17 protein-coding genes and 2 pseudogenes are annotated in these 25,164 nt (G+C 70.9%); 11 read left to right on the top strand and 8 right to left on the bottom strand.

Features of this window, described 5'->3' with window-relative positions; genetic code table 11:
* Positions 1 to 4: 4 nt before the first annotated feature.
* Positions 5 to 226 (top strand): hypothetical protein, encoded by a 222-nt coding sequence (locus tag IPJ59_RS09825; RefSeq protein ID WP_293259089.1) that lies wholly within the window; start codon positions 5 to 7, stop codon positions 224 to 226.
* 735 nt (positions 227 to 961) lie between these two features.
* Here IPJ59_RS09825 and IPJ59_RS09820 read toward each other — a convergent pair.
* A complete protein-coding gene (locus IPJ59_RS09820) occupies positions 962 to 2,395 on the bottom strand; it encodes an FG-GAP repeat domain-containing protein (protein WP_293259091.1) in 1,434 nt (477 codons plus the stop codon).
* 237 nt (positions 2,396 to 2,632) lie between these two features.
* Between IPJ59_RS09820 and IPJ59_RS09815 the strand changes: the two genes are divergently transcribed.
* From IPJ59_RS09815 to IPJ59_RS09790, 8 genes and pseudogenes are all read left to right on the top strand, one after another.
* Complete coding sequence (locus IPJ59_RS09815; protein WP_293271043.1) at positions 2,633 to 4,099, top strand: ZIP family metal transporter; 1,467 nt, start codon at positions 2,633 to 2,635, stop codon at positions 4,097 to 4,099.
* 134 nt (positions 4,100 to 4,233) lie between these two features.
* Positions 4,234 to 6,195: an FG-GAP repeat domain-containing protein gene (locus tag IPJ59_RS09810; protein ID WP_293271040.1), complete on the top strand. Its 1,962-nt coding sequence runs from the start codon at positions 4,234 to 4,236 to the stop codon at positions 6,193 to 6,195.
* A 113-nt stretch (positions 6,196 to 6,308) separates the two neighbouring features.
* Positions 6,309 to 6,773: pseudogene (locus IPJ59_RS37710) on the top strand (DUF1587 domain-containing protein); the annotation flags it as partial.
* 193 nt (positions 6,774 to 6,966) lie between these two features.
* On the top strand, positions 6,967 to 8,172 hold the full coding sequence (locus IPJ59_RS09805) for a DUF1592 domain-containing protein (RefSeq protein WP_293271038.1): 1,206 nt from the start codon (positions 6,967 to 6,969) through the stop codon (positions 8,170 to 8,172).
* Complete coding sequence (locus IPJ59_RS09800; RefSeq protein ID WP_293271036.1) at positions 8,169 to 9,641, top strand: DUF1552 domain-containing protein; 1,473 nt, start codon at positions 8,169 to 8,171, stop codon at positions 9,639 to 9,641. The genes IPJ59_RS09805 and IPJ59_RS09800 overlap by 4 nt, the downstream gene beginning before the upstream one ends.
* A gap of 149 nt (positions 9,642 to 9,790) precedes the next feature.
* Positions 9,791 to 11,257: pseudogene (locus IPJ59_RS09795) on the top strand (IgGFc-binding protein); the annotation flags it as partial.
* Between the two features lie 19 nt (positions 11,258 to 11,276).
* Positions 11,277 to 11,726 (top strand): IgGFc-binding protein, encoded by a 450-nt coding sequence (locus tag IPJ59_RS37705; RefSeq protein WP_366524577.1) that lies wholly within the window; start codon positions 11,277 to 11,279, stop codon positions 11,724 to 11,726.
* Between the two features lie 816 nt (positions 11,727 to 12,542).
* Positions 12,543 to 14,057, top strand: coding sequence for an SIR2 family protein (locus IPJ59_RS09790; protein WP_293271033.1), 1,515 nt, complete (start codon positions 12,543 to 12,545; stop codon positions 14,055 to 14,057).
* 5 nt (positions 14,058 to 14,062) lie between these two features.
* On the opposite strand, the gene coaA is transcribed toward IPJ59_RS09790, so the two are convergent.
* The 4 genes from coaA to eno all read right to left on the bottom strand — a co-directional run bounded on the left by coaA (position 14,063) and on the right by eno (position 19,457).
* A complete protein-coding gene (gene coaA, locus IPJ59_RS09785; protein ID WP_293271031.1) occupies positions 14,063 to 14,998 on the bottom strand; it encodes a type I pantothenate kinase in 936 nt (311 codons plus the stop codon).
* 21 nt (positions 14,999 to 15,019) lie between these two features.
* On the bottom strand, positions 15,020 to 16,588 hold the full coding sequence (locus tag IPJ59_RS09780) for a hypothetical protein (protein WP_293271029.1): 1,569 nt from the start codon (positions 16,586 to 16,588) through the stop codon (positions 15,020 to 15,022).
* Positions 16,589 to 16,647: 59 nt separating this feature from the next.
* Entirely contained in the window at positions 16,648 to 18,111 is a 1,464-nt protein-coding gene (locus IPJ59_RS09775; RefSeq protein ID WP_293271027.1) for a hypothetical protein, read from the bottom strand.
* Between the two features lie 62 nt (positions 18,112 to 18,173).
* A complete protein-coding gene (eno, locus tag IPJ59_RS09770; RefSeq protein WP_293271025.1) occupies positions 18,174 to 19,457 on the bottom strand; it encodes a phosphopyruvate hydratase in 1,284 nt (427 codons plus the stop codon).
* Between the two features lie 143 nt (positions 19,458 to 19,600).
* Between eno and IPJ59_RS09765 the strand changes: the two genes are divergently transcribed.
* Both IPJ59_RS09765 and IPJ59_RS09760 read left to right on the top strand, forming a co-directional pair.
* Positions 19,601 to 20,653 carry a DNA adenine methylase gene (locus IPJ59_RS09765; RefSeq protein WP_293271023.1) on the top strand — a complete coding sequence of 351 codons (1,053 nt, stop codon included), beginning with the start codon at positions 19,601 to 19,603 and terminating at the stop codon, positions 20,651 to 20,653.
* A 22-nt stretch (positions 20,654 to 20,675) separates the two neighbouring features.
* Positions 20,676 to 21,302 carry a phenylalanine--tRNA ligase beta subunit-related protein gene (locus IPJ59_RS09760; protein ID WP_366524576.1) on the top strand — a complete coding sequence of 209 codons (627 nt, stop codon included), beginning with the start codon at positions 20,676 to 20,678 and terminating at the stop codon, positions 21,300 to 21,302.
* 62 nt (positions 21,303 to 21,364) lie between these two features.
* On the opposite strand, the gene ligD is transcribed toward IPJ59_RS09760, so the two are convergent.
* From ligD to IPJ59_RS09745, 3 genes are all read right to left on the bottom strand, one after another.
* The gene (ligD, locus tag IPJ59_RS09755; RefSeq protein WP_293259118.1) at positions 21,365 to 22,255 is read right to left on the bottom strand and encodes a non-homologous end-joining DNA ligase; all 891 of its coding nucleotides are present in this window, start codon (positions 22,253 to 22,255) and stop codon (positions 21,365 to 21,367) included.
* A 105-nt stretch (positions 22,256 to 22,360) separates the two neighbouring features.
* A complete protein-coding gene (locus IPJ59_RS09750) occupies positions 22,361 to 22,789 on the bottom strand; it encodes a GNAT family N-acetyltransferase (RefSeq protein WP_293259120.1) in 429 nt (142 codons plus the stop codon).
* The gene (locus IPJ59_RS09745; RefSeq protein ID WP_293271019.1) at positions 22,789 to 25,146 is read right to left on the bottom strand and encodes a M20/M25/M40 family metallo-hydrolase; all 2,358 of its coding nucleotides are present in this window, start codon (positions 25,144 to 25,146) and stop codon (positions 22,789 to 22,791) included. Before IPJ59_RS09745 ends, IPJ59_RS09750 begins: the two co-directional genes overlap by 1 nt.
* Positions 25,147 to 25,164: the final 18 nt, after the last annotated feature.

Here is a 25,164-nt window from a genome sequence, read left to right as displayed (position 1 = left end):
CACCATGCCCACCTACCTCCGCGTCCACGACACCAGCCAGCCCGTCTGCAAGCACCTGCGCACCAAGGCGCTGCACGTGTACGGCCGCGACACCCCCGACGCCTTCACCACCTCGCGCTCGAGCCACTACCACTGCCTGCGCACCCAGTTCGTCACCGGCCCCGACGGCGACCTCAGCGTCCCCGAGCGCTGCCAGCCCTCACGCGCCTGCTTCGAGCCCCGCTAGCACCTCGGCATAGCAGCTGTGAACGGTCGGCAGCGCGGACGACGTCGCACGGGCCGGTGCGGCTGGGTTCGATGGCGCGGACGACGTCGCACGGGCCCGTGCGGCTGGGTTCGATGGCGCGACATGGCGGTAGGGACATGGTTGTAGCGACATGGCGGTAGCGACATGGCGGTAGCGACATGGCGGTAGCGACATACTCGGGCTGCCAGTGGGAGGGCCGTGTCGTGGAGCGGCGTCGGGATACGGCCCTTCACCGTCTCGTGCGGCGGCCCATGCTGGGGCCTGGACCTGGGACCACGTCGCGGGTGGCCCCAAACCGCGAAGTCGCTCGGCTTCGCAGGTAGCATGTCGCAAGGGACATGTTCATGCAGCCATGTCGCGCCCTCAGGGCCGGTGCGGTCCGGCGCTCGGCGACGCCGACCGCACCGTCCTTGAGCGGAGGCTTCACTTGCCGGAGGGCCGAGAGGGGGGTCGACCGAGTCCGGCGTAGACCCGGGCATCACCCCGGCGACGGTGTGTCAGGCCGTGTTTGAGGGCGACCCCCCTCTCGGACCTCCGGCTTCTCGAGCATCCGCGGGCGTCCAGCCGGACCGCACCGGCCCGTGCGACGTCCCCCGCGCCATCGAACCCAGGCGCACCGGCCCGTGCGACGTCCCCCGCGCCATCGAACCCAGCCGCACCGGCCCGTGCGACGTCCCCCGCGCTGCGATGTCGGACGCGACGCGACCCAGCACTTCACGGCGCCGAGACGAGCACGCTCACCGTGCTGTCGCCGTTGTTCGCGGTCACCAGATCGGGCACGCCATCCTCGTTGAGGTCGCCAGCCGCCAGCGCGAACGGCATCATCCCGACCATGAACGACTCCGGCGCCCCGAGCCCGCCGGCCCCGTCGCCCTGCAACACGCTGACCATGCCCGTCGCGCGGTTGGTCACCCCCACGTCGACGTCGCCGTCGCCCGTCAGATCGACCACCACGAGCCCCAGCGGGTCCATCCCGCTCGGATAGGGGATCGCCCCGCCGAAGCCGCCGAGCCCGTTGCCCTGCAGCAGGTACACCGAGTTCTGCGCCGGCACCGTCACGACCGCGTCGAGCTTGCCGTCGCCGCTGATGTCCGCCAGCGCCAGGTTGTAGCCCTGCCCGCCGACCGGCGAGGCCGTCGCCGGCCCGAAGTTGCCGAGCCCGTTGCCGAGCGAGACACCGATCGTGCTCGCACCATAATTGGCGACCGCGAGGTCGAGCTTGCCGTCGCCGTTGACGTCGCCGATCGCCACGCTGCTCGGGTTGGTGCCCGCGCCCACCGCCGCCGGGTTCGGGTAGCCGATGCCGTCGCCGATGAACACCCCGACGTCCGCCCCGCCCCAGTTGGCCACGAAGATGTCGTCGTAGTCGTCCTTGTTGACGTTCGCCGTCGCCATCGCCCGCGGGTTCATCCCCGCCGCGATCGCCGGCTGACCGATCATCATCCCGACCCCGTTGTTGAGATAGATCGAGAGGTTCGAGCTGCCATAGTTACCCGCCACCAGATCCGGCGCCGTGTCGTTGTTGATGTCCGGCGTGGCGATCGCGTAGGGCCCCATCCCCGCCGCCAACGCCGACAGCGCCTTGAACGCGCCCGTGCCCTCGCCGAGCCGGATCGTCAGGTTGTTCGAGGTGTTGTTCACCGACACGATGTCGAGGTGACCGTCCTTGTTGAGGTCGGTCAGCGCCACCGCCACCGGCCCGGCGCCCATCCCCAGCGCCTTCGCCGGCGCGTAACACAGCTCGCCCGGCGCCGGCATCATGTCGCCGCACATCGCCATCACCGCGCCCGTCGTGTCGTCCCCCGTGCTCGTCCCGGGCTCCACCGTCGTCGCCCCGCTCGTGCTCCCCGTCGTCCCCGTCGCCTCGACACAGGCACCCTCCACGCACACCAGCGACCCGTCACACAGCTCGCCCGGCAGACACGGACAATCCAGCGTGCCCACCGGACACACCTCCGTCGTCGCCGGTGCGCTCGTCGGCGGCTCCGTCGTCGGCGCCTCGGTGGTCCCCGCGCTGACGTCGGTCGCGACCGTGCTGCTCGAGGGCACCGTCGAGGTCAGCACGCCGTCCGTGTCCTCGTCGCGGCCACCGCTCGAGCAACCGACCAACACCAGCGCCATCGCCACCGCACGCGTGTACCAAACCATGGCCGCAAGCTTGGCCGGCCGCCCCAGTGCCGTCAACCGGCCACGGACCGCGCAATTGGCCGCGCAATTGGCCGCACGGATGTCCACACCCCCCGCACGCCCGCGTCCGCGCCGGCCGTGCAATTGACCACGCCGCCTCGACCGCAGATTCGCGGCACTTCACAGCCTCCGCACAGCACCACCAGCGCTCGTCGATCTCGCGCCTCCACCGTCACGATCGCGTATCATCCCGCCGCGATGGGCAGCGACCTCCACGGGCTGTGGATCCTCGGCGTCAGCGTCGCCGCGCTGCTCGTCGGCCCCGCGATCCACCACGTCGCCCGCCGGCAACCGGTGACGATGGCCGCGCTCGACAACTTCGTGCTCGTCATCGTCGTCGGCCTCGTCACCCTCGAGATCTTCCCCGCCGCCCTCGGCCTCACCGGCCCCCTCGCCGTCGTCGCCCTCCTGCTCGGCGCCCTCGGCCCCGCCCTCGCCGACGGCCCGCTCCACCGCGCCTCGCACGGCACCCACAGCGCCGCCCTCACCCTGGCGATCGTCGGCGTCGCGCTCCACTCGGTCACCGACGGCGTCGCCCTCGCCTCGGCCCACGCCGCCGGCGGCCACACCCACGCCCTCGAGGCCGCCGTCATCGCCCACCAGCTCCCCGTCTCCGTCGCCGTGTGGTGGTTGCTCTCCCCCGCCGGTCCGCTCCGCGCCACCGCGGCGATGGTCGGCCTCGGCCTCGCCACCGTCGCCGGCTTCGTCCTCGCCGACCGCTTCCTCACCGCCCTCGACAACGCCTGGCTCGGCGCCCTCCAGGCCCTGTTCGCCGGCTTCCTGCTCCACGTCCTCGCCCACCGCTCCGGCCCCGCCGACCCCGCCCCGCGCACCCACCTCGCCGCCTCCCTCGGCGGCCTCGTCGGCGTCGTCCTGTTGGTCCTCCTCGCCCTCGACGACCACGGCCACGCCGACGAGCCCATGCCGCAGATGCTCGCCGCCCTCGTCGACCTCGCCCGCAGCTGCGCCCCGGTGCTGCTCACCGCCCTCGCCCTCGCCCTCGTCGCGGCCCTCCTCCGCAGCACCCTCACGACCCGCGGCACTCCTGCGACCCGCGGCACTCCTGCGGCCCGTGGCACTCCTGCGGCCCGTGGCACTCCTGCGGCCCGTGGCACTCCCGCCCGCAGCGCACCCGCAACCGTGCTCGCCGCCCTCGACCGGACCGCACCGTGGCTCACCGCGAGCCTGCTGATCTCCGCGGCGCTCGCACCCCTCGCAACCACCACCACCCTGCCCGCCCCAACCCTCCAGCTGCTCCTGCTCGCCGCCCTGTCGGTCCTCGCCCACAACCTCGTCCCCGCGCTCCTGCCCCTCGCCGCCCTCGCCGTCCCCATCGGCCTCGACCCCGGCGCCGCCCTGGCCTTCATCCTCGTCGGCCCCGCCGCCGCCGCTCCCGGCTCTCCCCGCGCCCGCGTCGGCCTCGTCGCCGCCAGCCTCGGCCTCGCCCTCCTCCTCGACCTCGCCCACAGCCTCGACTTCAGCGGCCTCGACTTCACGGGCATGAACATCCCCACCGCCGACCTCGCGGCCCTCGCCCTCGCCGCCGTCCTGCTCACGAGCCTCGTCCGCCAGACCCCGCAGCAGTTCCTGCGCCGCCTGTGGTCCCCACCGGGCCACCGCCATTCGCACGAGCACGAGCACAGGCACGGCCACACATCGCAGTAACCCCACGGTCGTCCCGGGCTTGCGTCGACAATCAACGGCCGCGAGCCCGCGCCGTCGGCGGGAAATTTGTACGCACCCCGCGGGCCCCGTGATATGGCTTTGTCATGCGCTGCCTTCGTTATCTCCCGCTCCCCATGTCGTTACTCTCGCTGCTGCTGCCGACCCTGGCGTCGGCCGAGCCGTGGATCGAAGACAAGGTGTTCTTCACCGAGAGCGCCAACGCAGGCTCGAGCATGGTCGACGCCGCAGACCTCGACGGCGACGGCTGGATCGACCTCGTGTTCGCCAACGGCGGCGGCTACGACAAGGGCGAGGTGAACTCGAACCAGCTGCAGCAGGCCTACAAGAACGAGGCCGGCCTCGCCACCACCGACATCAGCGTCAAGACCTTCGGCGACAACGTCCCCTTCAACGGCCGCGCCGTGAAGGTCCGCGACATCGACCGCGACGGCGACAACGACATCATGCTCGGCGTCACCTGGCAGTCGCAGAGCCAGCTCTTCCTCAACAGCGACGGCCTCGGCACCTTCATCAACGAGACCGAGACCAACCTCCCCCAGCTCGACGCCTCCATCGGCGACCTCGAGCTCGGCGACGTCGACGGCGACGGCGACCTCGACATGGTCCTCGCCGACTGGGGCCCCGACGCGCCCGTCGGCGACCCCGTCTCGACCGACGGCGGCATCACCCAGCTGTGGCTGCAGTCCGGCGAACCCGCCGACTTCGCCGCCGCCGGCACCGGCATGTTCGAGGACGCCACCCTCGGCAACATGCCGCTCGACAAGGTCCGCTGGTCCTGGGACCTCGAGTTCGTCGACATCGACAACGACTGGGACCTCGACGTCGTCGTCTCATGCTTCGCCTGCACCAAGCAGAGCATGTTCCTGTTCGCCAACGACGGCGCCGGCATGTTCGCCAACGTCACCACTGACAACATCACCCAGGGCCTCGGGGCCTTCGACGCCGAGGCGATCGACCTCAACGGCGACAACTTCCTCGACCTCGTCACGCTGCGCGACGGCACCGGCGGCCGCAACCGCGTCCTCATCAACAACACCAAGGGCGGCTTCGTCGACAACACCGACCTCGTGTGGCCCCCGATCCAGAACCCCCAGAGTTTCGACCACATGGGGGCCTTCCTCGACTACAACTCGGACGGCAGGCCCGACATGGTCATCGGCGCCTTCCACCCCGGCAAGGTCTACCCGGACCGCCTGATGGAGAACAACCTCGGCAAGTTCAAGCAGAACACCTTCGCCTTCAACACGCCCACGCCGGCCACCTACGCGATCGTCCTCGCCGACTTCAACCAGGACCGCATCCTCGACGTCGCGATGTCCCAGAACGAGAACAAGTTCGCCAAGTCGGTGTTCATCGGCAGCAACGTCGACCTCCTCGCGGACACCCACGCGCCGATCTTCGTCAACTACGAGAAGCTGGCCCAGGACATCGAGTTCGGCATCGACCACACCCTCAAGGCCCGCGTCCACGACAACAAGTCGCCGCTGATGCTCCACGACTTCCGCGACGTGGACGGCGAGCAGAACGGCCGCCCCTACATCGAGTCCTGGGACGGCGACCCCGGCGACCCCGACATGAACATGGGCGATATCTCGGCCCCCGGCGAGTGGTACGGCGAGTACCTCTGGCGCGTCACCGTCAACGTCCCCAAGAGCGTCCAGTCGTTCTACTACCGCATGTGTGCCATCGACGCCGCCGGCAACAAGGTCTGCACCGGCCTCGAGCACGTCGACAACCCCGACGACAGCACCACCACCGGCGATGACAGCACCACCACCGGCGACGACACCACCGGCGCCGTCACCTCGCTGAGCAGCAGCAGCGCCTCGATCTCCGACACCGACACCGACTCGGGCAGCTCGAGCGGCATCATCCCCACCACCGGCGGCCCGCCGATCACCACCGCCACCACCACCGGCGACGACGCCACCGCCGGCCTCACCACCCTCGACAGCGACAGCCAGCTCGACGACGACGGCTGCGGCTGCGACGTCGACCAGTCGCCCACCCGCGGCCTGCTCGCCTCGCTCGCCCTGTTCGGCCTGCTCGGTATCCGCCGCCGCCGCCACAGCTAAGGGCCACGCGCCCGCGGGACCTGACACCGCGGGGCGACGATCGCTCCCGTGACCGAGGCCATGGGGCCGCGCCACTCCGGCGTCGGCCCCTTCGTCGCGCCCGCAGGGCGACGATGACTCCCGTGGCCAAGCCTGTAGGGCCGCGCCACTCCGGCGTCGGTCCCTTCATCGGCCACGCGTACGCGCGACCCGCAAAGCGGCGCACGAGCGCGCCCTGCACCTGCGGCCCAAATGGGGGCTCGCGCCCCTTTGCAGCCGCTTCCGAACCCCCTACCGTTCCTGCTGTAGTGGAGGCCCCGATGATCCTGACAGCGACCCGCACCGCGCTGCTCCGCCGCGTCGCCCTGGCGGCGCTCGTCGGCGCCGGCTGCCCGAACGACGACTCGTCGAGCGACACCGAGGCGACCGACGCCAACACGGCCACGGTCGCCGACCCCACCGACGGCACTCCCACCGGCGGCAGCGACGACGGCGGCCCCGCGCCCGACGCCGAGGTCAGCATCGCCGGCGTCCGCCGCCTCAGCCGCGACGAGTACGACAACACCGTCCGCGACCTCCTCGGCGAGACCTCGCGCCCCGGCTCCAAGCTGCTCCCCCGAGGACATCTACGAGCCCTTCGACAACGACTTCACGCTCCAGTCCGCGACCACGCCCCTCATCGACGCGCTCGAGGCCCTCGCTCGCGACATCAGCGCCGCGACGATCGCCGACCCGACCCGCAAGGCGATGGTCCTCGGCTGCACCCCGAGCGGCCCGCAAGACACCGACTGCATGCGGTCATTCATCGCCAGCTTCGGCCGCCGCGCGTTCCGCCGCCCGCTCAGCGACGCCGAGGTCGACACCTACGCCGCCCTCGCCAAGCTCTACACCGACCAGACCAGCAAGTTCGACGAGGGCGTCGACGTGGTCCTCCGCGCGATGCTGCAGGCCCCCGAGTTCGTCTATCGCGTCGAGCTCGGCGCCGCCACCGACCAGCCCGGCGTGTTCCGCCTCAGCGACCACGAGGTCGCCACTCGCCTCAGCTACTTCCTGTGGGGCACGACCCCGGACGACCCGCTGCTCGACCTCGCCGGCAGCGGCGGCCTCGCCACCCCCGCCGACGTCCGCGCCTACGCCGAGAAGATGCTCGCCGACCCCCGCGCCCGCGACCGCTTCGACCGCTTCCACGCGATGTGGCTCGGCTACTTCGCCCTGCCCCACGCCGCTGACCTGACCACCGCGATGCGCGTCGAGACCCGCCTCCTCATCGAGCAGGTCCTGTTCGACGACAAGAGCTCCTGGTACGACCTCTTCACCGCGACCGGCAGCTACCTCAACGACCTCCTGGCGACCACCTACGGCCTGCCGTTGCCAGGCTCCGCCGAGCACGTCTGGGTCGACTACGGCGCCAGCGGCCGCCAGGGCCTGCTATCCCAGGGCTCATTCCTCTCGGTCGCCGGCAAGTTCGGCGACACCAGCCCGACCCAGCGCGGCAAGCTGATCCGCACCCGCCTGATGTGCCAGATCGTCCCGCCGCCGCCGCCCAACGTCAACGTCGACGACCCACCCTCGAACCCCAACAGCAACTGCAAGGTCGACCGCTACGCCGCCCACCGCAACGACGACGCCTGCTCCGGCTGCCACGCCCTCATGGACCCGGTCGGCTTCGGCCTCGAGAACTACGACCAGCGCGGCGGCTTCCGCCTCACCGACACCAACGAACCAACCTGCGTCATCGACGGCGCGGGCGATGTCGACGGCCAGATCTTCCACGGCCCGGCCGAACTCGCGAACATGCTCATCGCCGCCGATACCCTCGACGCCTGCGCCGTCACCCAGCTGTATCGCCTGGCCATGGGCCACCGCGAGCAGAACGAGGACATGCCGCTCATCGACGCCCTGCGCCAGGAGTTCGTCGACGACGACCACCACTTCGACCAGCTGGTCCTCGCCCTGGTCGCCCAGGAATCCTTCTTGTTTCGGAGGGACGAGCCATGAAGCCCCGCAACCTGTCCCGTCGCACCCTCCTCCGCGGCCTCGGCGGCGTCGCCATCGCCCTCCCCGCGCTCGAGATCATGTTGAACCGCCACGGCGACGCGCTCGCCAACGCCGACCCGATGGCCCGCCGCTTCCTCGTCGCCTTCAACGGCCAGTCGCTCGGCGGCGACAACGACACCGTCCATAACCTCTACGTCCCCGACAACGTCGGCCCCGGCTACGACCTCAAGGTCGCAACCATGCCGCTGGGCGGCTACGCCGGCATCCAGAGCGACATCTCGATCGTCTCCGGCCTGCGCATCCCCTACAACACCGGCATGGGCATCCCCGCCGCCGGCTGGGACGTCGGCTTCCACACCGAAGCCCTCGGCCCGCTGATCACCGGCGTGCGCAACAAGGGCCCCGAGGACTACCCCGGCGGCAACGGCCCCAGCGCCGACCAGATCGTCGCCGACGCGATCGGCCAGACCACCGCGTTCAAGTCGCTCGCCTACCAGGTCCAGGCCGCCTGGTACCTGTCCGGCGGCAGCGCCCCCTACGGCCGCGACATCCTGTCCTACAAGCTCGACGGCATGGGCAACCCGATCGCAAACCCCGGCCAGGTCAGCCCCAAGGCCGCGTTCGACAGCCTGTTCATGGGCTTCGTCCCGCCCGACCCCGGCGAGGCGCTCAAGGCCGCCTACGAGCTGGCCAAGCGCAAGTCGATCATCGATCTGGTCAAGCACGACTTCGAGAAGCTGATCCCGAAGCTCGGCAAGGCCGACAACCTGCGCATGCAGCGACACCTCGACGAGATCCGCGACCTCGAGATCAAGCTGATGGCCGTCCCGCCGGTCCAGACCGAGGCGTGCAAGATGCTCCCCGACCCCGGCCCCGACCCCTCCGTCGGCGGCGACAACGTCGGCGTCGGCGGCGACGACATGTTCGACATCAACGTCGGCTACAGCGACGAGGCCAAGCGCGCCCAGATCTTCCACGACCTGATCCACATGGCCTTCGTCTGCGACCTCTCGCGCTCGGTCGCGCTCCTGTACACGATGGCCCAGTCGCACATGAACATCTACCCGATCGCCGGCCACCCCTACGACCAGCACGAGCTCGGCCACTCGGGCCTCGGCACCGCCGAGGTCAGCAAGGTCATCGCCTGGCACGTCGACATGTTCGCCGGCCTGGTCGCCAAGATCCGCGACACCCCCGAGGGCGACGGCTCCCTGCTCGACCGCTGCGCCATGGTCCTGCTCCACGAGGGCGGCCACGGCTACGACCCGGCCGGCAAGGACAACTCCTCGCACTCCACCGAAAACATGGCCTGCATGATCGCCGGCCGCGCGGGCGGCCTCAAGGGCGGACAGCACATCGTCGCCACCGACATGCACCCGGGCAATGTGCTCAACACCGCCATGCGCGCGGTCGGCGTCGACAAGGACCTCGGCGAGGTCGTGGGCGTGATACCGGGCCTCCTCGCGTGACATCCCCGCGCCGCTGCAGCGACGCGTCGACAAGGCGCTCGGCGAGGTCGTGGGCGTGATACCGGACCTCCTCGCCTGACACGCCCGCGCCACGTCAGGCCGCGCCGCTGCGGGGCCGCGCCGCGCGGTGGACATGATATAGCCGCATCATGACATCGCTGCGTCGCTGCTCCTCGCCGCTCCTCGCCCTGCTCACCATCCCCGCGCTCGCCTGCGGCGACGCCGGCACCGCGACCGATGGACCGGCGACCGACGCCGCCACCACGTCGACCTCCGCCGGCCCGACCTCCGCCACCGAGCCCGCGACCACAGCCCCCACGAGCGAGCCAGGCACCACGAGCCCGACCTCCGTCGGCCCGGTCAGCGACGCCAGCAGCGACCCCACCACCGGCCCGAACTCCACCACCACCACCACCGACCCGACCGCCTCCACCAGCGCCAGCACCGGGGCCGTCAGCGCCTCCACCACCGACACCAACTCCACCAGCGACGGCACCACCGGCGACCCGCCCTGCCCCGCCGACACGATCTTCTGCGAGGGCGACACCGCCAAGGTCTGCGACGGACTCGGCGGCTTCAAGAGCGAGGAGGCCTGCCCCGACGCCTGCGTCGATGACATCGGCTGCACCCTCTGCGTCCCCGGCGAGGGCAGCTGCCAGGGCGACCAGGCCCTCGTGTGCAACAACAACGGCGACGGCTTCGACCTCGTCGACACCTGCGACGCCCTGCTCGGCCTCGCCTGCGACCCGAACCTCGGCGCCTGCGCCGGCGCCTGCGCCGGCCTCGGCCTCAGCTATATCGGCTGCGAATACTACCCCACCGTCGTCCAGCAGTTCGACGGCTACAACACGGCGCCGACCTTCGAATACGCGGTCGCCGTCGCCAACGCCTCGGACAAGGTCGCCAAGGTCACCGTCACCCGCGGCCCCAACATGGTCGCCCAGGTCGACGTCCAGCCGACCAGCGTGCAGCTCATCAAGCTGCCGTGGGTCAACGAATTGAGCTCCGGCTACGGCCCCAGCGTGGTCGTCCCGGACGGCGCATACCGCCTGCGCAGCACCAACCCCGTCACGGTGTACCAATATAATCCGCTGACGGTCACGTACACCAATGACGCCTCGGTGCTGCTGCCGACCAACACCTGGACCGGCAATTACCTGGTCGCCGCCTGGCCGACCTGGCCTTTCGGCAACCAGGCCGTCCCCGGCCTCTACGCCGTCACGGCCCGCCAGGACAACACCACGGTGACCCTGCACCCGTCGGCGACCGGCAAGATCGTCAAGCCCGGCGGCGGCGTCGCGGCCGACGGCACCGGCGTGGTCATGCTCAATGAGGGCGACGTGCTCGAGGTGCTCAGCAACTACAACGGCGACGTCACTGGCACGATCATCGAGGCTGATAAACCAGTGCAGGTGATCGGCGGCCACAAGTGCACCAACGTGCCGCTCAACGTCACCGCCTGCGACCACCTCGAGGAATCGATGTTCCCGATCGAGACCCTGGCCAAGGAATACGTGGTGGTCCCGCCGGTGCAGGTCCCCAACGACCAGGCCGAGAAGGGCCAGATCATCCGCGTGATCGCCAGCGAGGCCAACACCACCCCTCGTCTTCACCCCCGACCAGCCGGTCGGCAAGCTGCTCGTCAACGCCGGCGACTTCGTCGAGATCAAGACCACCACCGCCAAGTTCGTCGTCACCGCCGACAAGAAGATCCTCGTCTCGCAGTACATGGTCGGCCAGGACGGCGGCTTCGGCACCAGCGACCCCGCAATGCTCGTCACCGTCAACCCCCAGCAGTGGCGCAAGACCTACCTGTTCCACGCCGCCACCAACTGGCAGGCCAACTACGTCGATATCCTCGCCCCCAAGAACGCCGTCGTCACCGTCGACGCCGTCAACGTCGCCAACTGGCAGCCCGTCGGCGTCACCAACTACCAGGTCGCCCACGTCAAGCTCAGCAACCAAAATGGCGGCAACCACAGCGTCGTCGGCGACGTCGGCGTCGGCATCAGCGTCTACGGCGTCCAGAGCTACGGCAGCTACTGGTACCCCGGCGGCCTCGACCTCGACGTGATCCCGCAGTAGCGGCCCCGCAGCAACAGAACGACGTTGCGCACAACGGTCATCCGTCTCCACACAACGACGGGTTCAGAAAGAGTTGACCCTCATGGTCCACCTTGATACCCTGCCAAGAGTGGCTTCCGTTCGCCCACCGTCGCAAGCGTCGCTGACCATCCGCCCGATCGCCGATGGGCAGAGGTCTCGCCTATGATTGGCCTCCTCTTCGCCTCTCAGCTCGCCGTACTGGGAGTCCACCACGACAGGATCGAGTTCGCTACATGGCGCAGGGGTAGCCCCTGAAGTCGAGGTCGTTCCGCGACCCGGGAAAGACCTGAATCATGCCATTCTTTGTGGGCGTGCTTTAAGCTCTGGACTTCGTGTGATGGTGCATATGAATGTCACGAATCGAGATCCTGGATAGGATGCACATCCGGTACCTGTACTCCCGCAAGGCGTGAGAAGACGGACACCCCGTCGACGGAGCCACTAGCGAGGTAGAGCGATCGTTGTTCTTCCCGTGTAGCCCGCCCAATGCCTCCGAAATCCCGTGATGACTTCCCCATGCCTGACCACGAGACTGACACGGGGGCGACAGTACCGCCAGACATCCCAGGCGCACGTAGGTCTCGTCTGCCCATCACACGGCATCGCGCCGCTCTTATCATTATCCTGGGCTATTCCGGCCTGTCCTTGTCCGCCAAGTGGTTTCTCGCCTATCTCGAATCTACGCAGGGGTATGACGACAACCGAGACATACAAGCATCGCTAGTGTTCGCCAGCATCATGGCTGCACTTTGCATTCGCTCGCTTATCAAGATTTACCGGTGAGACGCTCTCACGATGAGCACACCTCTCAACACGCGCAAGCCGGATCTCCAACCGCGAGATTCATCGAGCCCGAGCGCCAAATTCACCGACAAATTTTCGACCTACTTAAAATCTGCGCATGATGAGGCACGCCGTCAAAGCATGGCCCTCGACGAATCGATCCTGCTCATCCTTGGATTTATCTCCGCAGGTATATTAGCAGGATCCATTATCGCCTACCTGTTATATACACTAGAATTGCGCCTCAATGCGATCGAGGCAATGGCAGCGAGCACGCCCGCCATTTTTTTAGTTGGCGTAATCGCATCCAAATTGCTAGCCGGTCGCACGTCGCGCATCTTGCCCTCCCGAGAAGCCCTGGATTTGGAGCTTGCCGAAACTGTATATAATAAGACATACAATGCTATCAACAGAGAGAACAGGCGGCGCCTTGAGACTGGTGAGGATGAATCCACTGTAGCCGCATGGGCGGAATACGAATTCAAGCTCGCAATTACATCGTATCTACGTCGCGCGGACCAGCTCTATCGTGGGCATCTGCCCCCATTAGGAGAGGCCGCACACCTCCATGCCGGGTCCGCTACGACCGCCGCTCAAGAGTCCACTTCAGAAAACGATCGCTCATCTCTGCCCATGACCAGCCCTATCAATCTCCCTCACTTGCTCATCACTGCAAAGCATGAAGGCAAACTCGTACCATTCATCGGCGCGGGCTTGTCGCAGAGCACGGGCGTGCAGGGGGGGTTTCCAGGCTGGCCCGACCTCCCGAAGCGGCTTCTCGAGGAGTGCGATCGCCACCTGGTCTGGCAGGATGACCACGACAAGGCCACCTCCTGGGCACGCTTCCGGATCGCCGATGCCGCGGACCCTTCCCGGGATGCGCCGCGCCCCATGCCGCTGCGCGAGATGCTGCGTCAGCTCGATCAGCTCAAGGACAAGCTCGACGCCGACTACGGCAAGGCGCTGGATGCGATCTTTCGCCCTGCCAACGCGGCGCCCGGCGCTGGTCACCAGGCGATCATCGATCTCCGCGCCCGAACAATCTTGACCACCAACTATGACCGGCTCCTGGAGACCGTGGCGGGGCAGCCGGACCGCACGATCCATGTCTGGCGATCGGCCGCGAACGCCATGAGGGACGTCCATGCTGGCCGGGATGTGCTGTTGAAGGTCCACGGTACCGTCGAGGACCCCGATTCGGTGGTGCTCACGCTCGACGAGTACCGCGTGGCTCACCAGCATGCGGCATACACCAAGGCCCTCGATCTGCTCCTCGGCACCCATTCATTCCTGTTCGTGGGCTACGGCATGGAAGACCCCGACGACCTCGACATCATCCTTGAGGACAACGCCGAGCAGCTGGCCAGCGCGAACCCGCTGCACTTCGCGCTGCTCCAGCGCCTCCCGGATCGACAGGCGGAGGCGAAGCGAGCCGATCACCTGCGAAGGACCTACCACGTCAAGGTGATCCCCTATCGCGACCACGCCGAGGTCGTGCCCTTCCTCGAGGCCCTCGCCCGAGCCTGAACGCTCTAGCGCTTGCGCAGGCGGACGCGGCGGACCCGGTGGTCGCTGGCCTTCTCTAAAATGAGATTGGCCCGCTCGCGGGTCGGCAGGATGTTCTCGCGCAGGTTCTTCAGGTTGATCTGGCGCCAGATGCTCTCGGCGATGCTGCGGGCCTCGGACTCGGACAGGTGGGCGTAGCGGTTGAAGTACGCGTGCGGCCGGCGGAAGGCGGTGCGCTGCAGGGTCAGGAATCGCTCGAGATACCATTGCTCGAGGTCGGCGGGGTCGGCGTCGACGTAGATCGAGAAGTCGAAGTAGTCCGAGACGAAGGTCGCGGGGGCCTTGGGGTCGGTGCGGCTCTGGAGCACGTTCAGGCCCTCGACGATGACGATGTCAGCGGTGCCGATGGTGATCACCTTGTCGGCGACGATGTCGTAGCTCTCGTGCGAGTACACCGGGCTGCGCACGCCGACGCGGCCGGCCTTGAGGTCGGCGACGAAGGCCAGCAGCTTGCGCGCGTCGTAGCTCTCGGGGAAGCCCTTGCGCTCCATCAGGCCGCGCGCCTGCAGGACGACGTTGGGCAGCAGGAAGCCGTCGGTGGTGATGAGCTCGACGCGGGGGCTGTGGGGCCAGCGGGCCAGCAGCTCGCGCAGGAGGCGGGCCGTGGTGCTCTTGCCGACCGCGACGCTGCCGGCGATGCCGATGATGTAGGGGACGCGCACGGACTCGGGGTGGCCGAGGAAGGTGCTGGTCGCCGCGTAGAGCTCCTGGCTGGCAGCGACGTGGAGATTGAGCAGGCGCGAGAGCGGCAGGTAGACCTCGGTGACCTCCTGCAGCGAGACCTTCTCGTTGAGGCCGCGGATCCGCGAGAGGTCGTCCTCGTCGAGGGTCAGCGGCGTGTCGGCGCGGAGGCGGCCCCACTGCTCGTGATCGAAGTCGAGGAAGAGGGAGCGACGCGGCATCGGGCGAGGGTCCGGGGGGAGCTATTCGGCGGGCGGCGGATCGAAGCTGACGCCCTTGGCGAGGAAGGCCTGCACGCCCAGCAGGTCGGCGTCTTTGCCAACCAGCACCCAGGCCCAGCCGGGCTCGCTGGTGCTGAGGTCGAGCCAGCGCTGCTGCCACGCGACGAGCTGCTCCGGGGTGGCGGCGAGCATGGCCTGGGCGTCGCGGGCCAGGGCGGCCGCGATCTCGCCGTCGTCGTTGGCGAGGTCGAGCGAGTCGCTCCACAGGGCGCTCCAGTCCTCGCCGGCGACGCTGGCCGCGACCATGCGCGCGCCGAGCCACAGCTGGGCGACCTGGAACAGGTCCTGCGTGGTCGGCCGCCCGCGCGTGAAGCTGCGGATCGCCGTCAGGTCGCGGCGCAGCCGGCGGGTCAGCGGGTCGGGCGGCGCGTCGGCGTCTTTCGGGGGATCTGTCCCTTCGAGCAGGTCCTGAAGCGGCTGCGGCTTGCCGCCGCCGAGCGGGAGCTGCAGCGTCAGCAGCGACCACGGCCCGGCGACCACGAGGCGCGCGTCGAACTGCTCCTGCAAGCGCCGCTGGGCCAGGCGGGCCAGGCTGCGCTCGCGCGCGTTGCCGGTGGGGATCGCCCTGCCGATCATCAGCAAGGCGCGGCCGCGACCCGGCGGGTCGACGCGGCGCAGCGGCGCCAGCGGGGCCTTGCTCAGGTGCTTGCCGGTGCTGCCCGGCGGCTTGCCGGGACGCAGGCGACGCAGCGCCGTGGGCTCGCTGCGGCCGTCGTTGCCGGGCAACAGGGTGACCTTCTGCCGCCAGCGCTGCGCGAGGTCGGCGGTCGCGGCGGCCAGGCTCGCGTCGGTCGCGTCGGCCAAACTCGCGTCGGCCAAACTCGCGTCGGCCAAACTCGCGACGGCCAGCCGCGTGCGCGTGTGCACCACCAACAGCGCCTCGCGCGGGTCGGTGAGGGCCCGCCAGGCGTCCTGCAGCACGGCTTCGTCCAGCGCCTGCAGGGCGGCCCGGTCGACGCGCTCGCGCTCCGGCTTGCCGCCGTTCAGGGCGGCGACCAGCTCGCTGGCGGCCAGCGTCTCGGCGTCGAGCGGGCGCAGCTCGGCGAGCAGGGCCTGGCGCGCGGCCCCGAGGGCGCGGGTGGGGTCGCCGGCGAGGACATCGGCGAGGCCGGCGAGGGCGGCGGTGGTCTCACCGGCGACGCCGTGGACGACCAGCTCGACGCGGTCGACGCGGAGGTCGAGCTCGGCGCGCACGGCCAGGCGCGGGCTCAGGGCCTCGAGCTCGAGCAGCAGGGCGCGCGCGACCGTCAGGGCCGGGGCGCCCTGGTGGGCGGCCTTGAGGTCGTGGGTCGGCAGGATGAGGCGCAGGTGCAGCGCCGGCGTGTCGACCTCGTGCAGCCAGTGGACCAGGAGGCCGTTGGCGAGGACGACGCGCTCGGGCGCCGGCCACGGCGGCGCGAGCGAGCCGAGCGCCTCGGTCTCGGCCGGCGTCGCCGCCTCGTCGAAGATCTCGACCTTCGAGGGCTCGCGCTTGCGGCAGCCCGCGCTCGCCAGCGCGGCCAACAACAGGCCGAGCGACGGGGCCAACAACAGGCGCCTCGTGGCCGGCCCAGACCCGGGCCGCAGCGACGAGGCCGACAACAGGCGCCTCATGGCTGGACCTCGGGGAGGGTGAAGACCACGGCGTCCTCGACCCGCAACAGGCCGGGCGCCTCGCGCTGCAGGCTCGTGGGGTCGGCCAGGGCGCTCACGCCGGTGAGATCTTCGACGCGATGCTGGCGGGTGAAGCCGGTCTGCGGGGTGGTCGGGTCGTCGACGGCGGCCTGGGCGAGCTGCTGCGCGAGGCCCTGCGGGGTGCGCTGGGCCAGGCGCAGCGCCTGGGCGATCGCCTGGGCCTGGGCCTGGAGCAGCGGGGCGTCGGCGCCTCCGGGGGCGAGCCGGGCCAGGCGCGCGCGGACCAGGGCCCAGGGGTCGTCGGCGTTGCTCGGGCGCAGGATGAGCACGCCGCGGCGCGGGTCGTTCTCGAGGTCGCAGCCGAGCCGGGCCTTGCGCGGCTCCTCGGGCTCGGGCGCCTTCTTCTGGCGGTTGATCGCGCGGCACAGGGCCGCCGCCCACGCGGCCCCGGCCGGGGTCGGCGGCACCGCCCACGCGAAGGTGTGACCGCGCTGGCGCGACAGCGGGACGGTGTTTGGACCTGACCCCGGGGACATGCTCTCGGGGACATGCGCGCCACTGGTGGCGGCGGGGCTCGCAGCGCCCGAACCGGGACTCGCAGCACCTGACCCCGGGGACATGCTCTCGGGGACAGGTGGCTGCGGGCGCGGGCCGGTCCGCCGCAGCGGCGCGGTGCGGCGGGTCTGCGGCAGCGCGGCGAACAGCGGGCGCAGCTGCCCTTGCAGCCGCTCGGGCGACTCGGGCGCGACCACCACCAGGGTCGCCCGGGCGTAGGTGAATTTCGCGGCGAGCTGAGCCGCCAAGGCCGCCTCCGCGAGCGCCTGCAGCGGCTTACCGACCGCGCGGCCGTCGTGGCCCAGGCCCATCGCGCCGTGCAGGTAGGCCAGCGCCTCGGGGCGCAGGCGCGAGCCGCCGCGCTCGTCGGCCGCGGCCCAGCCGAGCGCCTGCTGCCAGCGCTGCGGCGCGGTCGTCGGGGCGAGCAGGCGCTGCGACTCGACCCACAGCATCGCGTCGAGGCGGGTGACCGGGACCAGGCTCTCGAAGCGGACCTGGGCGAGGCCGGTGTGCAGGCTGTGGAGGCCGCCCGCGTCCTGGGCGACGGCGATGCTCTCGCCCGGGTGCAGCTCGCGGTTGCCCTGGAGCAGCTGGTAGGCGAGGGCGTGGACGAGGCCGGGGAGCTCGGGCGGGTCGTCCTCGCTGCCCGACTCGAGCGCGAGGACCACGGCGGCGACGGGCAGGCTCATGTCGCGGGCCGTGAGCACGCGCAGGCCGCAGGGCAGCACCGCGTCGACCACCACGTCGCTCGCCCCGGTGCCACCCACGGTGCCACCCGTGACCGCGGCGGCGGGCGCCAAGGCGGTGGTGGGTGCGGTGGTGGGCGTCGTCGCGGCCGGGGTCACTGGTGCGGCGGCGAGGAGCGAGAGGAGTGCGACGAGCATGAGGGTGGCAGGGTCCTGGCCGCGGGTGCGAGCCGCGGCAAGCGGGCCGAGGGTGGCCGAGGTTACTTGAACAGCGAGAGGCCGGCGAAGCGGGCCTGGTCGCCGAGCATCTCCTCGATGCGCAGCAGCTGGTTGTACTTCTCGACGCGGTCCGAGCGCGAAGCCGAGCCGGTCTTGATCTGTCCGGCGGCGGTGGCGACGGCGAGGTCGGCGATGAAGGTGTCGGCGGTCTCGCCGCTGCGGTGCGAGATGACCGCACGGTAGCGGTTGTGCTGGGCGAGCTGGACGGTCTCGAGGGTCTCGCTGAGCGAGCCGATCTGGTTGACCTTCACCAGGATCGCGTTGGCGATGCCACGTTCGATGCCGGTGCGCAGGCGCGTCTTGTTGGTGACGAACAGGTCGTCGCCGACCAGCTGCTGGCTGGCGCCGATGCGCTGCGTGAGCGCGTGCCAGCCGTCCCAGTCGTTCTCGTCCATGCCGTCCTCGATCGAGACCAGCGGGAACTTGGCGGTCAGCTCGGCGTACAGCTCGACCAGCCCGGCCGCGTCGAGCGAGCGCCCGCCCTCGCCGGCCAGCACGTAGCGCCGGGTCTTCTTGTCGTAGAACTCCGAGGCGGCGACGTCGAGGGCCAGGCTGACCTGCTTGCCCGGCTTGTAGCCCGCGGCCTCGATCGCCTGCAGCAGGGTCGCCAGCGCCTCCGCGTTGCTGGCCATGTCCGGGGCGAAGCCACCCTCGTCGCCGACCGCGGTGACCTTGCCCTGCTTGCGGAGGATCGCCTTGAGCACGTGGAAGATCTCCACGCCGGCGCGCAGCGCCTCGCTAAACGACGCGAAGCCGTGCGGCACCAGCATCGTCTCCTGGAAGTCGAGGTTGTTGTCCGCGTGCGCACCGCCGTTGATCACGTTCATCAGCGGCACCGGCAGCACATTCGCCTGTGGCCCGCCGAGGTAGCGGAACAGCGGCTGGTCGAGGTCCAGCGCCGCGACGCGGGCGACCGCCAGCGACACCCCGAGGATCGCGTTGGCCCCCAACTTGCCCTTGTTGGCGCTGCCGTCGGCGGCCAGCAGGGCGTGGTCGATCGCCAGCTGCTCGCGCGCGTCGAAGCCGAGCACCACCTCCGACAGCGTGTCGTTGACGTGCTCGACGGCCTTGCGCACGCCCTTGCCGGCGAAGCGGTGCTTGTCGCCGTCGCGCAGCTCGACGGCCTCGTGCTCGCCCGTGCTGGCGCCCGAGGGCACGGCGGCGCGACCGGTGTGGCCGAGCTCGCTGGTGACTTCGACCTCGACGGTGGGGTTGCCCCGCGAGTCGAGGATCTCCCGCGCTTGCACGTGAACGATGGTGCTCATGGGCCGGGATGGTAACGCGGCCTCGCCCGGCGCACCGCACTTTCGCGGGTTTCATCGCCCACACCCCGAGAATCTGCGTGCGTTTGCTCGGCGCTGCGGGGCGGGCTCGCGGTTAGATTGTGCGACCCGGCTCTGCCTCCGCGATGATCAAGTATCTCGGCTCCAAGCGCACCCTGATCCCGCGGCTGGTCGCGCTGATCTGCGGGCTCGCGCCGCGATCGGCGCTCGACCTGTTCTCGGGGACATCTCGCGTCGGCCACGCGCTCAAGCGGGCCGGGCTGCGCGTGCACGCCAACGATCACAACGCCTACGCGGCGACCCTGGCCCGCTGCTACGTGCAGGCCGACCGCGAGGCGCTGGAAGCCGACGCCGGGCGGCTGATCGCCGAGCTCAACCGACTGCCGCCGGCGGCTGGCTACTTCACCGAGACTTTCTGCGAGCGCAGCCGCTTCTTCCAGCCGAGGAACGGCGCGCGCATCGACGCGATCCGCGAGGCGATCGCCGCCAGGGGGCTGGCGCCGGAGCTCGAGGCGGTGCTGATGGTCGCGCTGATGGAGGCCGCCGACCGCGTCGACTCGACCACCGGCGTGCAGATGGCTTACCTCAAGCAGTGGGCCGCGCGGGCGCACAACGAGCTCGAGCTGCGCCTGCCCGAGCTGTTGCCGCAGGCCGCCGCCGGCAAGGGCTCGGCGCACCAGCTCGACGCGCTCGCGGCCGCCGCCGAGATCGAGGCTGACCTCGCCTACCTCGACCCGCCCTACAATCAGCACAAGTACCTCGGCAACTATCACATCTGGGAGTCGCTGGTGTTGTGGGACAAGCCGGCGACCTACGGCGTCGCGTGCAAGCGGGTCGACTGTCGCGAGCGCACCAGCGCCTTCAACTCGCGGGTCGGCGCGGCGGCGGCGATGCGGGCGCTGATCGCCGGGGTGCGGGCGCGGCACCTGGTGGTCTCGTTCAGCGACGAGGGCCACATCGGCCGCGACGAGATGGAGGCGATGCTGGGCGCGCGCGGCGAGGTGCTGGTGCTGGCCCACGACTTCAAGCGCTACGTCGGCGCGCAGATCGGCATCTTCAACCCGCGCGGCGAGAAGGTCGGCAAGGTCGACCACCTGCGCAACACCGAATATATCTACGTCGTCTCCGACCGCGAATCGCTGGCCCGCCTGCGGCCGCTCACCGAACTGGCGTCATGAGGGCGTCATGAGCCAAACGACCATGCTGACCGTCGCCCCCCACCCGCTGCTCGAGCTCGTCGCGTTCGTCGCCACCTTCCCGCGCCCGCTCGGCGAGTGCCCGTCGCCGCCGACGCTGCTCGCCGGGCTCGCGCTGGAATTCGCCGACGCCCCGCTGCGCAGCGACGACGGCGTGCGGGCCGCGGTGCGCGACCTGCTGCGCCACGGCGGCTCATTTAAACCGACCGGGCGCAGCAAGCCGGCCTCCGAGTATTTAATCAAGGCGGCGAGCGAGGGCCTGCAGGCGATCAACGCGGCGGTCGACGCCTGCAACGTCGCCTCGCTGCACAGCGGCCTGCCGATCAGCGTCGTCGACCTGGCGCTCGTGGTCCCGCCGCTGCGCGTCGAGCTGGCGCCCGCGGGCTTCGCCTATGTGTTCAATCGCTCGGGCCAGGAGATCGCGGTCGGCGGCCTGCTGTCGCTTTGCGACGCGCAGGGGCCGTGCGCCGGGCCGGTCAAGGACTCGCAGCGGACCAAGACGAACGCCGACACCACGCGCACGCTGTCGCTGGTGTGGGGCAGCGTGGCCCTGCCCGGCCGCGCGGCGGCGACGGCGAGCTGGTACCGCGAGCTGCTGCACAGCGCCGGGGCGAGCACCGCGGATCTGTGATCAATCCGCCAGCGGCCGCATGTGCTGCCGCGGGTCGCCGGGCGAGCACCGCGGACCTGTGATCAATCCGCCAGCGGCCGGGCGTCGCGCTGCATGTGCTGCCAGGGGTCGCCGTGGCGGGCCAGGCGGTCGCGGACGGTGCGCAGGGTGTGGCTGCGGGCGTGCAGCGCCGGGTCCTCGAGCTCCTCCCAGCGCAGCGGCGTCGCCACCGGTGCGCCCGGCAGGCCGCGCACGGTGTAGGGCGCGGCGACGGTCTGGGCCATGCCGTTGCGCAGATAGTCGACGAACACGCGGGTGCCACGGCGCTTCTTGCTCATCTCGACGGTGAACAGCTCGGGCTCGAGGCGACACAGGCGCTCGGCGATATTGCGGGCGAAGTGGCGGACCGCGTCGTGATCGTCGCCGGGCACGATCGGCGCGACCACGTGCAATCCCCGCGAACCCGAGGTCTTCACATACGGCACCAGGCCGGCCTCGGTCAGCATCGGTCGCAGCGCCTGGGCGCCCTGGCGGACCTTCTCGAAGTCGCTGTCCGACGGGTCGAGGTCGAGGATCAGCAGGTCCGGGCGATCGAGCCGGGGCACCCGCGCCGAGCACACGTGGAAGGTGATGCAGTTCTGGTTGGCGAGGTACACCAGGGTCGCCGCCTCGTCGGCCAGCGCGTAGGTCGTCTCGCCCTCGTCCTTGCTCAGCATCGTCGTCCGCGCCATCCACTCCGGGAAGTGCTCGCCAGTGTTCTTCTGGTAGAACTTGTGCCCGCCGATGCCGGCCGGATAACACTGCAGGGTGAGCGGCCGCCCGGCGACGTGGGGCAGCATCCACGGCGCGACCTCGAGGTAATAATCCACCAGCTCCCCCTTGGTGATGCCATCGTCGGGGAACATCTTCTTGCTCTGGCTGGTGAGCACGATGCTCCTCTCGCCGACCTCGATCGTCGTCGTCGCTGCGGCCACGGGGTTGCTGCCTCCGCGGCGAGCGTCGCCCGGAAGCGCCGGCCCGGCAACCGCTCACTTGTACGCACACGAACGCGCGGCGCGGTCCCGGGCGCGGGCGCCGGCTCACCCGTCGCGGCGCAGCTCGAGCTGCAGCTCGCCGTGCGGGCTGACGCTCGTGACCCGCCAGCCGCCGGCGCGATAGAAGCTCTCGGCGCGGGTGCGGGGCCCGGTGCTGAGCGCGACGACGACGGCGCCGCGGGACCACAGCCATTGCAGGGCCGCCGTGAGCAGGCGCCGACCGTGGCCACGGCGCTCGTGCGCCGGGTCGACGAACAGGGCCCAGATCGTCTGGTTCTCGCCGTCGGCCGCGGCGAAGCCGACGATGACGCCGTCGTCCTCGGCGACCCAGCTGCGCCCGCGGCCCGCGACGTAATCCTCGTAGTCGGCGACGGTGATGCGGCCGGGGTTGCTGAGCTGATTCTCGCGGACCGCGAGGCGGATCTCCGACAGACGCGGGATGTCGGCGAGCGTGGCGAGGCGGATCTGGGACATCACGGAGTGATCTTCCGCAGGAAGACGCGCAGGTCGCCCTGCTGGTAGGGCACGCGCTCGGGCGGGCGCGCGGCCACCAGGGCGGCGGCCGAGGCCGGCGTGCCGGTCAGCGCGTCGGCGATCGTCCACGCCGCGGCGCCGCGGAGCTCGGCGACCATCGGCACGCCGTCGCCCGGCGGCCCGTGGATCACGACGACCCGCGCGTCGTCCGGGCCGCGACGCAGCTGCTCCGGGTCGAGCTTGCGCCCGCCGATCTCCAGCGAGACGAGCGCGCCCGCGGGGATCACCAGATACAGCGAGCGCGCGCCGGGCCGGGCCCGCAGCGTGCCGGTGACCCGCCGCAGCTCGCCGCGCGCCTCGCTGCCGGTCGCCGTGAAGCTCGGCCCCTCCGCGGCCTCGGCCGGCGCCGGGGTGAAGCTCAGCGCGCGCGTGCTCCACGGCAGCGAGGGGCCCTCCTGCCAGGCTGTCCCCGGGGACAGGTCCTTGGGCACGCCGTCGGGCGTGTCGAGCACGAAGCGGGCCGCGCCCTCGTCGAGGTCCTGCACGTGGAGGATGTTGAGCTTGCCGGGGGCGTCGAGGTCGAAGGGCGGGGCCCGGACCGCGAGCAGGCCGGCGACCGCGGCGGCGCAGGCGAGCCCGGAGACAAGCAGCGAGCGGACGCGGATCAGGGTCGCCGCGACCGCGCCCCAGGTCCATCCGACCAGCGCGCCGATCAGCCACGCGTTGACCCCGAGGGCGTCGACCAGCGCGGGGATCAGCGGCACCCACAGGGCCCAGGCCATTGCGCCGCCGAGGCCGCTGGCGAGGCCGTCGCGCCCGCAGACCAAGGCGAGCCCTGCCAGCAGCGCGGGGCCGATGAACAGCACGCTCGCGCCCGGCATGAGCGCCGCGGCGACGATCGCCAGCAGCGACCACACGAGCCACACGCCGAGCGCCTGCGCCCGCGCGCCGACGCGGTCGGCGACCCAGGCGAGCCCGAACACGGCGCCGACGCTGGCCCCCGCCGCGGCCGCGAGCAGGGCGATCGTCGGCGACCCAGGCCACAGCGGGACCGGCTGGCTGGCGACCCCCACCAGCCACAGCGCCGCGTAGGCCCCGCCCGCGCCGAGCAGCGGCCCGAGCAGCAGCGCCGACCCGGCCGCGGCGAGCAGCGCCCGCGGGCGCAACCTGTCCCCAGGGACAGCCTCGCCGCTCGCCGATGACCTGTCCCCAGGGACAGCCGCGCCGCTCGCCGATGACCTGTCCCCAGGGACAGCCGCGCCGCTCGCCGATGACCTGTCCCCAGGGACAGCCGCGCCGCTCGCCGATGACCTGTCCCCAGGGACAGATCGTGCGCCGCGCCAGGCGGCGCCCACCGTCAACAGCAGGGCCAGCCCGGCGAGCACGAGGTCGAGGCTGGCCGGCCAGCGCAGCAGGAACAGGCCGAACAGGTCGGCGTAGGTGGCGTTGCCGGCCGGGGGCGTGATGCCGGCGGCGAGCAGGGCCCGCGTCGTGCCGAGGGCCGCGTCGCCTTGCTGTTGCAGCGAGCCGAGGTCGAGGTGGGCGAGGTCGTCCTGCGGCGTGTGATAGCGACGGACGCCGCCGATGAAGGCGAAGCCGAGGCCCTGCGCGCCGGCCCGCTTGAACACCGAGAGGTCGGTGTCGTTGCCCAGGCGGCGGTAGACCTCGTAGGACAGCGAGTGGGCGCTCGGCCGCGCAGCCCCGGCCGCGTAGGCGGCGATCAGCGCGGCGTTGCCGTCGCTGGTCTCGAACATCCGCGCCGCCCCGCCGGTGCCCCGCGCCTCGAGGTTGATGACGGCGCCGACCTCGGCGAAGGCCGGGTGCAGGGCGAAGGCCCGCGCGCCGAGCAGGCCGGCCTCCTCGCCGTCGGTGAACACCGCCAGCAAGGGCCGCCGCGGGGCCCCGTCGGCCAGCACGGCGCGCAGCAGCTCGAGCATCAACGCGACGCCGTGACCGTCGTCGGCCGCGCCCGGACCCGCAGGCACCGAGTCGTAGTGCGAGGCCAACAGCAGCGCCGGCCCCGGCTCCTGCCCCGGCACGCGCACGAGCACGTTGACGACCGGCGCGCAGCTGCCGTACTCGGAGCAGGAGAAGGCCGGTAGCTCCTCGGGGCTGAGCCCGAGCTCGCGCAGCTGCGCGACCAGACGCCCGCGCAACGCGACGCCAGCGGCGCTCCCGACCGGGTGCGGCGCCTCGTCGGCGAGCAACAGGGCCAGGCGCGCGTGGGCCCGCAGCGCCGAGAATTCGTGCGCGGGGGCGTCGGCGGGGCGCGGCGCGGGCGGGCCGGCGCGCAGCAGGGCGAGGGCGCCAGCGCTGACACAGGTGAGGAGCGCGGCGATGCGGACGCGGGGCGACACGGGGCGCGAGCTTATCGC

The sequence above is a fragment of the Nannocystis sp. genome (genome assembly GCF_016714285.1).
Taxonomy (GTDB): Bacteria; Myxococcota_A; Polyangia; order Nannocystales; family Nannocystaceae; genus Nannocystis.
Note: the sequence above shows the minus strand (reverse complement) of the source record. Positions and strands in the feature narration are given on the sequence as shown.

Bases quoted from the DNA above. Each gene is read 5' to 3' on its own strand.
- IPJ59_RS09810 (WP_293271040.1), top strand. From the start codon at position 4,234: ATGTCGTTACTCTCGCTGCTGCTGCCGACCCTGGCGTCGGCCGAGCCG.
- IPJ59_RS09765 (WP_293271023.1), top strand. From the start codon at position 19,601: ATGATCAAGTATCTCGGCTCCAAGCGCACCCTGATCCCGCGGCTGGTC.
- IPJ59_RS09820 (WP_293259091.1), bottom strand. From the start codon at position 2,395: ATGGTTTGGTACACGCGTGCGGTGGCGATGGCGCTGGTGTTGGTCGGT.
- IPJ59_RS09825 (WP_293259089.1), top strand. From the start codon at position 5: ATGCCCACCTACCTCCGCGTCCACGACACCAGCCAGCCCGTCTGCAAG.
- IPJ59_RS09750 (WP_293259120.1), bottom strand. From the start codon at position 22,789: ATGTCCCAGATCCGCCTCGCCACGCTCGCCGACATCCCGCGTCTGTCG.
- IPJ59_RS09760 (WP_366524576.1), top strand. From the start codon at position 20,676: ATGCTGACCGTCGCCCCCCACCCGCTGCTCGAGCTCGTCGCGTTCGTC.
- IPJ59_RS09800 (WP_293271036.1), top strand. From the start codon at position 8,169: ATGAAGCCCCGCAACCTGTCCCGTCGCACCCTCCTCCGCGGCCTCGGC.
- IPJ59_RS09775 (WP_293271027.1), bottom strand. From the start codon at position 18,111: ATGCTCGTCGCACTCCTCTCGCTCCTCGCCGCCGCACCAGTGACCCCG.
- IPJ59_RS09790 (WP_293271033.1), top strand. From the start codon at position 12,543: ATGAGCACACCTCTCAACACGCGCAAGCCGGATCTCCAACCGCGAGAT.
- IPJ59_RS09805 (WP_293271038.1), top strand. From the start codon at position 6,967: ATGCGGTCATTCATCGCCAGCTTCGGCCGCCGCGCGTTCCGCCGCCCG.
- coaA (WP_293271031.1), bottom strand. From the start codon at position 14,998: ATGCCGCGTCGCTCCCTCTTCCTCGACTTCGATCACGAGCAGTGGGGC.
- eno (WP_293271025.1), bottom strand. From the start codon at position 19,457: ATGAGCACCATCGTTCACGTGCAAGCGCGGGAGATCCTCGACTCGCGG.
- IPJ59_RS09815 (WP_293271043.1), top strand. From the start codon at position 2,633: ATGGGCAGCGACCTCCACGGGCTGTGGATCCTCGGCGTCAGCGTCGCC.